The following is a 13884-nucleotide window of genomic DNA, read 5'->3' on the forward strand; positions in this document are numbered from 1 at the left end:
CGGACTGAACGCCGTTCCGCTCGACCGGCCGACGAGGCGCCACCAGGTCATCACCCTTGATCGCCTGGCGCGCGATGCGCAAAGCCGCTTAGCTTGAAGCGATCACGGCAGCGGTCGATGTCGCAGCCCTTGTAGGCAACTCGCTTGGTCCGCGCCATGGACGCCCCGCCTGCCGGCATTGGCAACAAGGTATCGATCAACTCTTGAAGCATCTGAAGCATCAACAAATCGTGCCGATTGGCTTGGGCAATACAAAGCGCCAGAGGCACCATTGCGATCGACGATCAGATGCCGGCAGCAGTATTTCTTTGCAATGAGTCATGCGGATAACTCTGCCGCGACCGATGCAGTGTTTGAGCGGTTTTGCTGGAGGTTCTGAGTGCTGCCTAGCCGAGATCGACGGCCATAGCGCGTACGCGGTTTTTCATCCTCGTCTCCTTCGATTCTGTTGCGAGCATGGATCGCCCTGGAATGAAGACGAGGTGCGCGCGCACTGACCGTCCGGAAACGTCCGCGTCCTGATCGACAACCGCCATGGGCCGATCGTCAATACGTGGGCGATAGGGCGTGCTAGCCGATGCTCGGCAAGCAGCAGCACGGGACGCGGTGCTGACACTTGGAACGGACAAGGCGCTATGACCCAGCCGAGTTCATCCAGGCGCAGGATAGGCTGAAGATCCTGCCGCGTGTGACGCAGAAGTGCGCCAGGCCGACGTTCGGCGATGGCCGATGCGGTCGCGGCCAGCGAGGATGGGGCGATCTCTCAGCGCAAAAGCGAGTTGCTCGTGTAGGGATTGGGCTGGACCAAGTCATCAGGCCGTATCCGGCAGGCGAGGTACACGGCCTGGAGAAAGTTGACCATGTGTTGGTGCTGAACATGGCGGCCTACAACGTGATGCAAATGCGCACGCCAAGACAACTGCGCCTGCCGACCGGGGCAACGGCACGCCGGCACTCGCTTGATGAAGTTGGCGCAGGCCGGGAACCGGTTGGTGATGTAGATGCAGATGATGACCCGCTTCTGCGCGGTCTCGTGCAGGAACCACTCGAAGAAGCCGGTTCGCGTCAGCTTTCCCAGCCGCACGGCACGCTTGGCCTTGCGCTGCACCGCCACGAAGGCATCCATCCTTGAGGGTGCGGGTGTTTGAACGATCGTCTTCGGGTAGTTCTGCCCTAGATGCTACCCAGATATTTGGCGCCGGCGTCTGCGAGGGTTAGGCCGGCGGGGGCGCGCCTCGCCGATAGGCTGGATGCCCCTCGGCGGGAACGGCGCCGGTGCGGGCCGGGCACTGCGCTGCCAACCGCTGGAACAGCGACAAGTCGTGATGTCGTTGATTCCGACCTGACCGGATGCCCCGCCCGGCAGCTTCACGCCTTTGATCAGCTCCAGTGGCGGCGTCCCTTCAAAGCTCTTCAAGCACTCATCCAGCTCCGATCCCGTGCTGCCATTCCTGATGGCTGCGAAGGCTTGAGCCGAGGCAGCGCGATCGCATGTCGTCCCGGTGCCGCGCGTGAAGACCTGCCTGCAGATCGGCAGGAACGCGCAAACGGACGTAGTAGCGGCCAGTCGAGCCGCGCCTGAGGAGTGCGCTACTCGCATGGAAGTGTCCAAGCGAGTGTCCAAGGTGGGCGAAAAGAAAAACGCCCGCAAATCGTTGATTTGCGGGCGTTTCCTTGACACTGGCGGAGTGAGAGGGATTCGAACCCTCGATAGAGCTTTTGACCCTATACTCCCTTAGCAGGGGAGCCCCTTCAGCCGCTCGGGCATCACTCCGGATTTAGACGCTGCGGATATTCCGCGACCGGGCGCGAAGGATAACGGTTTGTAGGGTCTCAGGTAAACCCTTTCGACGCATCAATCGGAAGATTGATCGCCATGGCCGCCGCCATGCGAAGTCGGCTCGTCGCCGCGCTGGATGCGCTGATAGATTTCTTCGCGGTGCACGGCGACATCCTTCGGTGCGGTGATACCGATGCGCACTTGATTGCCCTTGACCCCAAGCACCGTCACGGTGACCGAATCGCCGATCATCAAGGTTTCGCCTACCCGGCGAGTCAGGATCAACATTTTTAAAATTCTCCAGGGAACCGGTGATTCCCACCGGTACGGCGTCCCGAGCCGGGACGCCCCATCACGAAAGGGAAAAGAAGATCGATGTTAAGGGAAGCCGCGCCCTGCCAGCAAGGCGGCGCGAGTTCGTGTTCAGGGGAGATGTTGCTTGACCCAGGCGGGTACGCCCTCGAGCGCAAGGGCAAGGGCGGGCCCGTCCTCGCCACCACCCTGGGCGAGGTCCGGGCGGCCGCCGCCCTTGCCCGAGATCTGACCGGCGATATGGCTCAGCAGTTCCCCAGCCTTGACCCGGCCCATTGGGCTGCCGTTCACCCCGGCGACCAGGGCCGCCTTGCCCTCGCTGGCGCCGGCCAGCACGATCACGCTGTCGCCCAATTGCTGCTTCAGGCGGTCCATCGCCTCGCGCAAGGCCTTGGCATCGAAGCCTTCCAGGCGCACCGCGAGCACCTTCACACCGGCCACCTCGACCGCCGTGGCGGCCAGGTCGGCGGTGGCGCCGGACGCCAACTTGGCCTTCAGCGCCTCCAGCTCGCGCTCCAGGCGCTTGTGCCTGTCGCCCAGCTGGCGAATCTTCTCGACCACGTCGCCGGCGCTGCCGCCGACCAGCTCGGCCGCCTCGTGCAGCTTGGCCTCTTCGGCCGCCACATGGTCCAGGGCGCCCTGCCCGGTCACCGCCTCGATCCGGCGCACGCCGGCCGACACGCCGCCCTCGCTGGTGATCTTGAACAGGCCGATGTCGCCGGTGCGCGCCACGTGCGTGCCGCCGCACAGCTCGGTGGAGTAGTCGCCCATCTTCAGCACACGCACACGTTCGCCGTATTTCTCGCCGAACAGCGCCATCGCGCCGAAGTCCAGCGCCTCCTGCATGCCCATGTGGTGCACCTCGACCGCGTGATTGGCACGCACCTGCGCGTTGACCTTGCGCTCGATCACCGCCAGTTCCTCGGCGCTCATCGGCTGGAAGTGCGAGAAATCGAAGCGCAGCCGGTCCGGCGCGACCAGCGACCCCTTCTGCTGCACGTGGGTGCCGAGCACCTCGCGCAACGCGGCGTGCAGCAGGTGCGTGGCCGAATGGTTGAGGATGGTGGCGCCGCGGCGGTCGCTGTCGACCTGCGCCGACAGCGTGGCGCCGACCTGCAGGCGGCCGCTGCGCAGCTGGCCGACATGCCCATGGAACTGGCCGGCGAACTTCTGCGTCTCCTCGACCTGGAACAGCACGCCGTCCGCGCTCAACTGGCCCAGGTCGCCGACCTGGCCGCCGGATTCGGCATAGAACGGGGTGCGATCGAGCAGCACGATCGCCGCATCGCCGGCCTCGACCGACTCGACCGGACGCCCGTCCTTCAACAGCGCGACCACCTTCAGCGCATCGGCCTGCAGCGCGTCGTAGCCCAGGAACATCGTGGGAACCAGTTGCGCCACCAGGTCCGCCGGCAGCGTGGTACCGCCGCCGAACTTGCCGGCCGCGCGCGCGGTCTCGCGCTGGCGCTCCATCGCGCTTTCGAAGCCGGCCATGTCCACCTCCATGCCGCGCTCGCGGGCGATGTCGGCGGTGAGATCGACCGGGAAGCCATAGGTGTCGTACAGGCGGAACGCGTCCGCGCCGGGGATGCTGCCGCTGGCGCGGGCGGCGATCTCGTCGAAGATCTTCATGCCCGAGTCCAGGGTCTCGGCAAAACGCTCCTCTTCGGCCTGCAGCGCCCGCTGCACGGTGGACAGCGCCGCCGGCAGTTCCGGATAGGCCTCGCCCATCAGGTCGGACAGGGTGGCCGCCATCTTGTGGAAGAACGGCTGGCGCACGCCGAGCATCCAGCCATGGCGCAGGGCGCGGCGGATGATCCGGCGCAGCACGTAGCCGCGGCCCTCGTTGGAGGGCAGCACGCCATCGACGATCAGGAACGCGCAGGCGCGGATGTGGTCGGCGATCACGCGCAGCGACTTGTTCTCCAGGTCGGCCATGCCGGTCAGCTCGGAGGCGTGGCGGATCAGCGTCTGGAACAGGTCGATCTCGTAGTTGCTGTGCACGTGCTGCAGGATCGCGGCCAGGCGCTCCAGGCCCATGCCGGTATCCACGCACGGCGCCGGCAGCGGCACCAGGGTGCCGTCGGGCTGGCGGTCGAACTGCATGAACACCAGGTTCCAGATCTCGATGAAGCGGTCGCCGTCCTCGTCCGGCGAGCCCGGGGGCCCGCCGGCGATATGCGCGCCGTGGTCGTAGAAGATCTCGGTGCACGGGCCGCAGGGGCCGGTGTCGGCCATCTGCCAGAAGTTGTCCGAGGCGTACGGGGCGCCCTTGTTGTCGCCGATGCGCACGATCCGCTCCGGCGGCACCCCGATCATGTCGCGCCACAGCTCGTAGGCCTGCTCGTCGGTGTGGTAGACGGTGACCAGCAGGCGCTCCGCAGGCAGCTTCCAGACCTGGGTCAGCAGTTCCCAGGCCCAGGCGATCGCCTCTTTCTTGAAGTAGTCGCCGAACGACCAGTTGCCCAGCATTTCGAAGAAGGTGTGATGGCGCGCGGTATAGCCGACCGAATCCAGGTCGTTGTGCTTGCCGCCGGCACGCAGGCAGCGCTGCACGTCGGCCGCGCGCACATAGCTGCGCTTCTCGGCGCCGAGGAACACGTCCTTGAACTGCACCATGCCGGAATTGGTGAACAACAGCGTCGGATCGTTGCCCGGCACCAGCGGCGCGGACGGAACGATGGTATGGCCCTTCCCGTTGAAGAACTCGAGGAAGTCGCTGCGGATCTGGGAGGTGGAGAATTTGGCGGGTGCGTTCATGGGCTGGCTATAGACGAGCGGACGGGTTTCCGGGCGTACCCCCTCAAGATAAGGGCGTGCGGAAACCGGACAAGACAATCCGCCAAGGTTAGCAGGCCCGGCCCGCTCAGTCCTCCGGCTCGTAGCGCGTGGCCGCGCGGATGCTGTCGCCATCGAAACCGCGCCGCGCCAGCAGATCGGCGGCCTTGCGCCGCTGTGCCAGGTCCACCGGTCCGGCCGCGCCGAAGCGGCGCTGCACCAGATCGCGGGCGTTTTCGCTCCAGTCGCCGTCGAATGCGGCCATCGCCGTGGCGATAGCCTCGCTATCCAGGCCGTGGGTGCCCAGTTCGGCACGAATATGCAAGGGTCCATAGCCGGTATTGGCCCGGCTGCGCACCAGCAGTTCGGCGAAACGGCCATCGTCCTGCCAGCCCTCGCCCGCCAGGCGCTCCACCGCGGCGGCGGCGGCATCCTGCTCCACGCCGCGCGCCCGCAATTTGCGGGTCAGTTCCTTGCGCGAATGTTCGCGGCGCACCAGCAGGCCCAAGGCCCGCTGCAACGGCGTCTGTTCCGGCTGCCGGCGGCGCCGGCGCGGTTCCTGTGCTTGTTCGTCGTCACCCATGCAGGCTCACCGCCACGATCGTCAATGTGCCGTCCCTGGCACCTGCCCTCCTGGCTTGCTCAAGACTGCCGAGGGAGACGAGCGGCACTGACTCCACCGCTCCCCCGGCAGAAGACCATCACGCCTCGGCGTCTGCGTCGGCGTCCTCGGCTTCGGCCGCGCTCGGCGCGATTTCCGTAGGCTGGAACTTCTCGCGCAGCTCGCTTTCCAGCTTCGCCGCCACCTGCGGGTTGTCGCGCAGGTACTGGCGCGAATTGTCCTTGCCCTGGCCGATGCGCTCGCTGCCGTAGCTGTACCAGGCACCGGCCTTCTCGACCAGCTTGGCTTCCACGCCCATGTCGATCAGCTCGCCTTCGCGGCTGATGCCCTCGCCGTACAGGATCTCGGTGATGACCTGCTTGAACGGCGGCGCCAGCTTGTTCTTGACCACCTTGATCTTGGTCTGGTTGCCGATGATCTCGTCGCCCTTCTTGATCGCGCCGATGCGGCGGATGTCCAGGCGCACCGAGGCGTAGAACTTCAACGCGTTGCCGCCGGTGGTCACTTCCGGGCTCTGGCCGGGCATCATCACGCCGATCTTCATGCGCAGCTGGTTGATGAACACCACCAGCGTGTTGGAGCGCTTGATGTTGCCGGTCAGCTTGCGCAGCGCCTGGCTCATCAGGCGGGCCTGCAGGCCCGGCAGCTGGTCGCCCATCTCGCCTTCGATTTCGGCCTTCGGGGTCAGCGCGGCGACCGAGTCGACCACCACGATGTCGACCGAGCCCGAACGCACCAGCATGTCGGCGATTTCCAACGCCTGCTCGCCGGTATCCGGCTGCGACAGCAGCAGTTCGTCGACGTTGACGCCGAGCTTGCCGGCATAGATCGGGTCCAGCGCATGCTCGGCATCGATGAAGGCCGCGGTGCCGCCCTTCTTCTGGCACTCGGCGATGGCCTGCAGGGTCAGCGTGGTCTTGCCCGAGGATTCCGGACCATAGATCTCGACGACGCGGCCCTTCGGCAAGCCGCCGATGCCCAGCGCGATGTCCAGCATCAGCGAGCCGGTCGGAATCACCTCGACGGCTTCGATGATGCGATCGCCCATCCGCATCACCGAACCCTTGCCGAACTGCTTCTCGATCTGGCTCAGTGCGGCAGCGAGCGCGCGCTTCTTGTTCTCGTCCATTTTGGTGTCCTTCGGAGGTGAGGATGATTTGCGGGGTAGGTTCAATTTAGCGGCCAGGTATCGCACGGGCTGAGACAGTGCGGGGCAAAGAAAAAATAATTCGTCCGGGCAGGTCTACAGCAGCGGCGAACAGCGATGGTGCGGGTCGGGAAAATCCGGCCTGCGGTGTAGTGCAATCTCCAACATCAACGGTTGGGGCGCAGCAGGCCGCAATACAGGCCTTCGATAGCGAAATCCTGGTCGGGCAGCACGTCGATCGGCGCGTAGTCCGGGTTGCGCGGCAGCAGGCGGATGCGGTCCTTGCCGATCTTCAGCAGCTTGACCGTGATCTCCTCGTCGATCCGCGCCACCACGATCTGCCCGGAACGGGCGTCGCGGGTCCGGTGCACGCCGATCAGGTCGCCGTCGAAGATGCCTTCGTCGCGCATCGAGTCGCCCTGCACCTTCAACAGGTAGTCCGGCGCCGGCGAGAAGAACACCCGGTCCAGCACCACGAAATCGTCCGAACCGATGTCCGCGCCGATCGGCAGGCCGGCGGCGACCCGCCCCAGCACCGGCAGGCGCAGGATGTCGGCACTGTCCACCTGCGGGGCCGGCGCCGGTGCGGCCGCGCCGCTCACCAGCCGGATGCCGCGCGCCTGTCCCGGCACGCGGCGGATCGCGCCGGCCTGCTCCAGGGCTTCCAGGTGGTATTGCGCGGCGCGCACACCCTTGAAGCCGAAGGCACGGGCGATCTCGGTCTGCGACGGCGGTGCGCCGTCGTGCTCGATACGCTGGGCGATCAGGTCGAGGATCGCTTGCTGGGTTTCGGTCAGTTCCATGGTTAGTAGTAATACTACTAAAAACGGAAATGGGCAACCCCTGCGTGATCGCATCAAGGGGGCTGCCGTTCCGCAGATTGCCCGCCCCGCTGGGCCTTGCGGCCACACCCGCACACCGGGACTTCGCTCGCAGCGACAACCCGCTCCGCTCAGCGGCCGCTGCGCCAGATCGAGATCAGGATCCACACGCCCGACAGCGCCGCGCCGATGAAGCCGCCCACGCCGATCGCCAGCAGCCAGCGGCTGGAGACGCCGCCGACGCTGTTCATCACGATCGAGGAGCCGATGATCAGCGCGGCGGTGACGATGCCCATGGTCAGCCGATTCGCGGCGCGGTTGACCTGGTCGCCGAAGCCCTTCAGCGACGTCGTCTCGACGTTGAGCTGCAGCCGTCCGCGCCGCGCCGCCTGCAGCAGCCGGCGGGTGTCGCGCGGCAGGTCGCCGAGCAGTTCCAGCGCGCCGAGCACGGTGCGGCGGCCGCGCTTGGCCATCGCGCGCGGGGCGAAGCGCTGCAGCATCACCCGCTCCAGGTACGGCGCCGCGGCGCCGGCCATGTCGAAGTCCGGATCGAGCTGGCGCCCTACCCCTTCCAGGGTCAGGAAGGTCTTGATCATCAGCGCCAGGTCGGCCGGCAGCGCCAGCGCGTGCTGGCGCAGGATCGCGGTGACGTCGCCGAGCATCGCGCCGACCCTCAGCTCCTTCAACGGCACGCCGCGGTACTGGTCGACGAAGCCGGCGATCTCCAGTTGCAGCCGCGCCTCGTCGATCTCGGCATCGCCGTCGGTCCATTCCAGCAGCACGTCGGTGACCGCCTCGGCCTCCTGGGTGACCAGGCCGTGCAGCAACTGCACGACCTGGTAGCGGCGCTGCTCGGAGATGCGCCCGACCATGCCGAAATCGATCACCGCGATGCGTTCGCCGGGCAGGTAGAAGATGTTGCCCGGGTGCGGATCGGCGTGGAAGCAGCCGTCCTCGAGCACCATCTTCAGCACGATCTCGGCACCGACGCGGGCCAGTCGGCGGCGGTCCAGGCCGGCGGCATCCACACCCGCCAGGTCGCGCCCGCCGATGCCGGCGACGAAGTCCTGCACGTTGAGCGTCTCGCAGGTCCACTGCCAGTGCACGCGCGGGATCAGGATCTCGTCGTGGCCCTGGAAATTGGCGGCGATGCGCTCGGCGTTGCGGCATTCGCCGGCGAAATCCAGTTCGCGCCGCAGCGACACGGTGAACTGATGCACCACCTCCGCCGGGTGGTAGCGCTTGAGATCGGCCGCACGCGCCTCGACGATCTCCGCCAGCCGCGCCAGCAGCCGCAGGTCGGCCTCGATCACGTCGCGGATGCCGGGGCGACGCACCTTCATCACCACCGCAGTGCCGTCGTGCAGCCAGGCACGGTGGGTCTGCGCCAGCGACGCGGCGGCCAGCGGAGTCTCCTCGACCTGGGCGAAGATCGCCGACGGCGCCTCGCCCAACGCCTCGAGCAGTTGCGGCAGGATCTGTTCGTAGGGCAACGCCGGCGCCGCGTTCTGCAGCTCGCCGAGTTCGTCGATCCACTCCGGCGGCAGCAGGTCCACGCGCGTGGCCAGCACCTGGCCGAGCTTGACGAAGGTCGGCCCGAGATCCTGCAACGCACGCCGCACCCGCTGCGGCGCCGACATGCGCAGCATCTCTTCGGCGTTGTGCCAGTGCAGCAGGCGTCCGGCGCGTTCCAGCACGTCGGCCATGCCGATGCGGCGGACCACGTCGCCGAAGCCGTAACGGATCAGCACCGAGGCGATTTCCTGCAAACGCCCCAGGTCGCGGACCGTGCTCAGCGCCTCCCACATCGCGGTCGCCACCTAGCGCCCGTCGGCGTTCACAGCAGCGCGCCGAGGCCGTGCAGCGCCGCGGCGACGGTCTGCCGGCGCACCGCGTCGCGGTCGCCGTCGAAATGGAACAACTGCGCGCTGGCGTAGCCGCCGCGCCGCTTCCAGCCCACCCACACGGTGCCGACCGGCTTGTCGGCGGAACCGCCGCCGGGGCCGGCGATGCCGGTCACCGCCACCGCGATGCTGGCGCCGGAATTGACCAGCGCGCCGGACACCATCTCGATCACCGTCTCGCGGCTGACCGCGCCGTGGTGCTCCAGGGTCTGCGGACGCACGCCGAGCAGCGCCTGCTTGGCCTCGTAGCTGTACGCGACCATGCCGCAGTCGAACCAGTCCGAGGAGCCGGAAATATCCGTCATCGCCTTGGCGATCCAGCCGCCGCTGCAGCTCTCGGCGGTGACCAGGCGCTCGCGCGCGGTGCGCAGCTGATCGCTGAGCGCAGTGGCGAGTTGCAGGAGTTGCGGGTCGGTGGGGACGTTCATGGCGCTGCTCGGGAAACCAATGCGCTTTGTAGCCGAATTCGCCACGGCTGTCGCGTTTGCGCAGCGCGCGGCCCTGCGTGGCTTCAGCGATGGTGGCGCAGCGGGCTGGTGCTGGTGCTTCAGGCGCAGGCTCGCTTGCATGCCGCCACCATCAGTAGCGTCTTCGCGCAGCGGGGAAGAACAGCGACTTGCCGATTCATATGACATCACCGCAGGAGCCGCTTCAGCCGCGACGGACCGTATCGGTAGAGCCCGCCGCGGCTGAAGCCGCGCCTACAGGCCTTGCGCAAGCCGCAAACGGCCGAGTCCAAATGCACTTAGCCGAGGCGTGCAGCGGCGTCATCCGGCATTGCGGCTAACGCTGCTGCCACTCCTCTTCCTCGCGCGGCGGCAACAGCGCGCGGATCGGCGCGCCGTCGGCGCTGGCGGCCAGGCGCTCGGCCTCGGTGATCGGGATGTCCACCTGCAGCAGCCAGCCGTCTTCGTCGGCCTGCTCGCTGCGGACCACCTGCAGTTGGTGCAGTTGCGAGCGCAGGCGCCCGGCGCTGGACGGCAGGCGCAGGCCGCCCTGCACGCGCTGCAGCCCCAGCCGCTGGCCGAGCACGCCCTGCAGCAGGTCCAGGCCACGTTCGTCGCGCGCCGAGATCCAGACCCGCTCGCGACGCGCCTCGTCCGGCACACCGTCCTGCGCATCGTGGCGCACGTCGGCGCCTTCGATGCGGTCGATCTTGTTGAACACCAGCAACTGCGGCAGATCGCCGGCGCCGACCGCGTGCAGCACCTCGTCGACCTGGGCGATGCGCTCTTCGCGCAACGGATCGGCGGCATCGACCACGTGCAGCAGGAAATCGGCCTCGCGCGCCTCGGACAGGGTCGAGCGGAACGCGGCGACCAGTTCGTGCGGCAGGTTGCGCACGAAGCCGACGGTGTCGGCCAGCATCGCGTTGCCGCCCGGCAGCGCGATGCGGCGCACGGTCGGGTCCAGGGTCGCGAACAGCTGGTCGGCGGCGTAGGCCTCGGCCCCGGTCAAGGCGTTGAACAGGGTCGACTTGCCGGCATTGGTATAGCCGACCACCGCGATCCGCGGCAGTTCGCTGCGCACCCGCGCACGGCGCATCTGGGTGTGTTGCACCTCGACCTTTTCCAGCCGCTTCTGCAACTGCTCGACCCGCTTCTGCAGCAGCCGGCGGTCGGTTTCCAGCTGGGTTTCGCCAGGACCGCGCAGGCCGATCGAACCGCCGCGCTGGCGCTCCAGATGGGTCCAACCGCGCACCAGCCGCGTGGCCATGTGGCGCAGCTGCGCCAGTTCGACCTGCAGCTTGCCCTCGTGGCTGCGCGCGCGTTGCGCGAAGATGTCCAGGATCAGCCCGGTGCGGTCGATCACGCGCCGCTCCAGGTACTTTTCCAGGTTGCGCTCCTGGCCGGGACTCAGGGCATGGTTGACCAGGATCAGATCGGCGCCGCTGGCCTCGGCCGCGGCCTTGACCTCTTCCAGCTTGCCGCTGCCGATCAGCGTCGACGGGCTGGGCTTGTCGATGCGCGCGGTCAGCGTGGCGGCGATGCTGGCACCGGCGGAGCGCGCCAGGTCGGCGAACTCCTCCAGCACATCGTCCTCCAACGGTCCACCGGCATAGGGCTGGATCAGCAGTGCGTGTTCGCCGCGGCGGGAACGATCAAACACCCGCGGCTCCGGTCTTCACCAGCGTCTTACTCGGCTTCGTCATCGTCCGCACTACCACCCTCGTTCTGCTGCACATAGCCACCGCCCGGTCCGACGCGCACGTTGCGCGCCGGCACCACGGTGGAAATGGCGTGTTTGTAGACCATCTGGCTCACGGTGTTGCGCAACAGCACCACGAACTGGTCGAAGGACTCGATGGTACCCTGCAGCTTGATGCCGTTGACCAGATACACCGAGACCGGCACCCGTTCGCGACGCAGCGCGTTCAGGAAAGGATCCTGTAAGGATTGCCCCTTGGACATGCTTCACTCCCGTTTATTGTTTTTATGTGCCCGGGACGGCACTGCAGCTCCCCTGCCGTGGCCCGGACCGCCGATGTTACACAACCGCGGGCTCCAGCACAGCGCGGCGTGTAGCCAAATCAGCCAAGAAAGTCCGCCACTGCGACATCCAGGCGCGCGCCGTCGCATTCGGGGTCGAACCAGCGCGCGTCCAGCTCCCCGCGCAGCCAGGTCAGTTGGCGCTTGGCCAGCTGGCGGGTAGCGGAGATCGCGCGATCGCGGAACGTGGCCGCATCGCTGGCCCCGTCCAGGTGTTCCCAGGCCTGGCGGTAGCCGACCGCGCGCACCGCCGGCAGCTCCAGCGGCCGCGCCACCTGGCGCAACGCCGGCAAGGCGCGCAGCGCACGCACCTCGTCGAGGAAGCCCTGCTCCAGCATCGCGTCGAAGCGCAGCGCGATGCGCCGGTGCAGCAGCGCGCGGTCGGGCGGCGCCAGCACCAGTTTCAGGACCCGCAACGGCAGCCGCGGCGGCCCCGGCTGCGCCTGCCATGCGCTGATCGGGCGGCCGCTGAGCTGGAACACTTCCAGCGCGCGCTGGATGCGCTGCGCGTCGCCGGGCCGGATCCGCCGCGCGGCCAGCGGATCGACCTGCTGCAGTTGCGCGTGCAGCGCCGCCCAGCCGTCGGCCTGCGCGCGCGCGGCCAGCGCTGCGCGCAGCTGCGGATCGGCCGGCGGCATCGGCGCCAGGCCTTCCAGCAACGCCTGGAAATACAGGCCGGTGCCGCCGGCCAGGATCGGCAGGCGGCCGCGGGCGACGATCGCCTCCAGCGCGGCACGCGCGTCCACCGCGAATTCGGCGGCCGAATAGGGTTGCCACGGATCGCGCAGGTCCAGCAGATGGTGCGGCACGCGCGCCAGCTGCCGGGCATCGGGCTTGGCCGCGCCGATGCTCAAGCCGCGGTACACCAGGGCCGAATCGACGCTGACGATCTCGCCGCCGTAGCGCTCGGCCAGGGCGATCGCCGCGGCGGTCTTGCCCGACGCGGTCGGCCCCATCAGCGCGATGGCGCGCGGGCGCCGGTCGGCGGGCATCAGTCCTCGTCCGGCCAGCGGAGCGCGGCGGGCGCGGCGCCGCTGCGCGGCAGCGGCACCGCCGCCAGCGCATTCCAGACCTTCAGCGCGTCGACCGTGGCGGCGACGTCGTGCACGCGCAGCAGCAGCGCACCGCGCTGCGCCGCCAGCAGGTGCGCCGCCACCGAGCCGGCCATGCGCTGCTCCGGTGCGGTGCGCCCGGTCAGTTCGCCGATGCTGCGCTTGCGCGACAGCCCGGCCAGCACCGGCACGCCGAGTTCGACCAGGCGCGACAGCTGCGCCAGCAACTGCAGGTTGTCGGCGGTGCCCTTGCCGAAACCGAAGCCCGGATCGACCAGCAGGCGGCGCTTGTCGATGCCGGCCATTTCCGCGGCGAACAGGCGCTCGGCCAGGAACCGGTGCACCTCGCCGACCACGTCGTCGTAGTGCGGCGCGCTGCCGGCGGCATAGGCGTCGTCGGGCATGTGCATCAGCACCACCGGCACCCGCAGTTCCGCCGCCGCGTCCAGTGCGCCGGGCCGGCGCAGGGCCTGGATGTCGTTGATCATGCCGGCGCCGGCGGCGACCGCCGCGCGCATCACGTCCGGCTTGAAGGTGTCCACGCTCAGCGGCAACGTGGTCTGCGCCGCCAGGCGCTCGATCACCGGGATGACCCGGCGCAATTCCTCTTCCACCGGGACCGGGGTGGCGCCGGGACGGGTCGATTCGCCGCCGATGTCGAGCAGGTCGGCGCCCTCCTCCACCAGGCGCAGGCCATGCGCGACGGCCGCTTCCACCGTCGCATGCGCGCCGCCGTCGGAAAACGAGTCGGGGGTGACGTTGACGATGCCCATCACCCGCGGACGATCCAGCAACAGGCGGCGTCCGCCGCAATCCAGGCTCGGCGAGGTTTCGAACATCAGCGGTACTCCTGCGGGTTGCCGCACCGGATGGGGATGCCGCGCACGGGCTTCGTTGCGCTTCGTGCAGCGGCGCGGCGCGTCGTGGCGACGACGGCGTTCGCAGGCAGCGACAGCGATGGACAAGCGGGCGTTGGCAT

General features: G+C 68.1%; 13 protein-coding genes and 1 tRNA gene. All 14 read right to left on the reverse strand.

Annotation, left to right across the window (positions count from 1 at the left end; all coding sequences use genetic code 11):
* Positions 1-50: 50 nt before the first annotated feature.
* Positions 51-221 carry a hypothetical protein gene (locus AB8810_RS13960; protein WP_369913982.1) on the reverse strand — a complete coding sequence of 57 codons (171 nt, stop codon included), beginning with the start codon at positions 219-221 and terminating at the stop codon, positions 51-53.
* A 542-nt stretch (positions 222-763) separates the two neighbouring features.
* Complete coding sequence (locus AB8810_RS13965) at positions 764-1126, reverse strand: hypothetical protein (RefSeq protein ID WP_369913983.1); 363 nt, start codon at positions 1124-1126, stop codon at positions 764-766.
* A gap of 555 nt (positions 1127-1681) precedes the next feature.
* Positions 1682-1774 (reverse strand) — tRNA-Ser (locus AB8810_RS13970).
* 81 nt (positions 1775-1855) lie between these two features.
* Entirely contained in the window at positions 1856-2068 is a 213-nt protein-coding gene (gene csrA, locus AB8810_RS13975; protein WP_145700275.1) for a carbon storage regulator CsrA, read from the reverse strand.
* A gap of 135 nt (positions 2069-2203) precedes the next feature.
* Positions 2204-4852, reverse strand: coding sequence for an alanine--tRNA ligase (alaS, locus tag AB8810_RS13980; RefSeq protein WP_369913984.1), 2649 nt, complete (start codon positions 4850-4852; stop codon positions 2204-2206).
* Positions 4853-4958: 106 nt separating this feature from the next.
* On the reverse strand, positions 4959-5453 hold the full coding sequence (gene recX, locus AB8810_RS13985) for a recombination regulator RecX (RefSeq protein ID WP_179564169.1): 495 nt from the start codon (positions 5451-5453) through the stop codon (positions 4959-4961).
* A 118-nt stretch (positions 5454-5571) separates the two neighbouring features.
* Complete coding sequence (recA, locus tag AB8810_RS13990) at positions 5572-6621, reverse strand: recombinase RecA (protein ID WP_145700280.1); 1050 nt, start codon at positions 6619-6621, stop codon at positions 5572-5574.
* A gap of 185 nt (positions 6622-6806) precedes the next feature.
* Entirely contained in the window at positions 6807-7442 is a 636-nt protein-coding gene (lexA, locus tag AB8810_RS13995) for a transcriptional repressor LexA (protein ID WP_179564167.1), read from the reverse strand.
* A gap of 149 nt (positions 7443-7591) precedes the next feature.
* Positions 7592-9268 carry an AarF/ABC1/UbiB kinase family protein gene (locus tag AB8810_RS14000; RefSeq protein WP_179565567.1) on the reverse strand — a complete coding sequence of 559 codons (1677 nt, stop codon included), beginning with the start codon at positions 9266-9268 and terminating at the stop codon, positions 7592-7594.
* Positions 9269-9297: 29 nt separating this feature from the next.
* Positions 9298-9792, reverse strand: coding sequence for a CinA family protein (locus AB8810_RS14005; protein ID WP_191826501.1), 495 nt, complete (start codon positions 9790-9792; stop codon positions 9298-9300).
* 355 nt (positions 9793-10147) lie between these two features.
* The gene (gene hflX, locus AB8810_RS14010) at positions 10148-11473 is read right to left on the reverse strand and encodes a ribosome rescue GTPase HflX (protein WP_369913985.1); all 1326 of its coding nucleotides are present in this window, start codon (positions 11471-11473) and stop codon (positions 10148-10150) included.
* 26 nt (positions 11474-11499) lie between these two features.
* Positions 11500-11775 (reverse strand): RNA chaperone Hfq, encoded by a 276-nt coding sequence (hfq, locus tag AB8810_RS14015; RefSeq protein ID WP_003471569.1) that lies wholly within the window; start codon positions 11773-11775, stop codon positions 11500-11502.
* 119 nt (positions 11776-11894) lie between these two features.
* The gene (gene miaA / locus AB8810_RS14020) at positions 11895-12845 is read right to left on the reverse strand and encodes a tRNA (adenosine(37)-N6)-dimethylallyltransferase MiaA (RefSeq protein WP_179564161.1); all 951 of its coding nucleotides are present in this window, start codon (positions 12843-12845) and stop codon (positions 11895-11897) included.
* On the reverse strand, positions 12845-13744 hold the full coding sequence (gene folP, locus AB8810_RS14025) for a dihydropteroate synthase (RefSeq protein WP_191826500.1): 900 nt from the start codon (positions 13742-13744) through the stop codon (positions 12845-12847). The genes miaA and folP overlap by 1 nt, the downstream gene beginning before the upstream one ends.
* Between the last annotated feature and the right edge of the window lie 140 nt (positions 13745-13884).

The organism is Xanthomonas sp. NCPPB 3005 (assembly GCF_041228095.2).
Classification (GTDB): Bacteria; Pseudomonadota; Gammaproteobacteria; order Xanthomonadales; family Xanthomonadaceae; genus Xanthomonas_A; species Xanthomonas_A bonasiae.

Bases quoted from the DNA above. Each gene is read 5' to 3' on its own strand.
- AB8810_RS13960 (WP_369913982.1), bottom strand. From the start codon at position 221: ATGCTTCAGATGCTTCAAGAGTTGATCGATACCTTGTTGCCAATGCCG.
- AB8810_RS13965 (WP_369913983.1), bottom strand. From the start codon at position 1,126: ATGGATGCCTTCGTGGCGGTGCAGCGCAAGGCCAAGCGTGCCGTGCGG.
- csrA (WP_145700275.1), bottom strand. From the start codon at position 2,068: ATGTTGATCCTGACTCGCCGGGTAGGCGAAACCTTGATGATCGGCGAT.
- alaS (WP_369913984.1), bottom strand. From the start codon at position 4,852: ATGAACGCACCCGCCAAATTCTCCACCTCCCAGATCCGCAGCGACTTC.
- recX (WP_179564169.1), bottom strand. From the start codon at position 5,453: ATGGGTGACGACGAACAAGCACAGGAACCGCGCCGGCGCCGCCGGCAG.
- recA (WP_145700280.1), bottom strand. From the start codon at position 6,621: ATGGACGAGAACAAGAAGCGCGCGCTCGCTGCCGCACTGAGCCAGATC.
- lexA (WP_179564167.1), bottom strand. From the start codon at position 7,442: ATGGAACTGACCGAAACCCAGCAAGCGATCCTCGACCTGATCGCCCAG.
- AB8810_RS14000 (WP_179565567.1), bottom strand. From the start codon at position 9,268: ATGTGGGAGGCGCTGAGCACGGTCCGCGACCTGGGGCGTTTGCAGGAA.
- AB8810_RS14005 (WP_191826501.1), bottom strand. From the start codon at position 9,792: ATGAACGTCCCCACCGACCCGCAACTCCTGCAACTCGCCACTGCGCTC.
- hfq (WP_003471569.1), bottom strand. From the start codon at position 11,775: ATGTCCAAGGGGCAATCCTTACAGGATCCTTTCCTGAACGCGCTGCGT.
- miaA (WP_179564161.1), bottom strand. From the start codon at position 12,845: ATGCCCGCCGACCGGCGCCCGCGCGCCATCGCGCTGATGGGGCCGACC.
- folP (WP_191826500.1), bottom strand. From the start codon at position 13,744: ATGTTCGAAACCTCGCCGAGCCTGGATTGCGGCGGACGCCGCCTGTTG.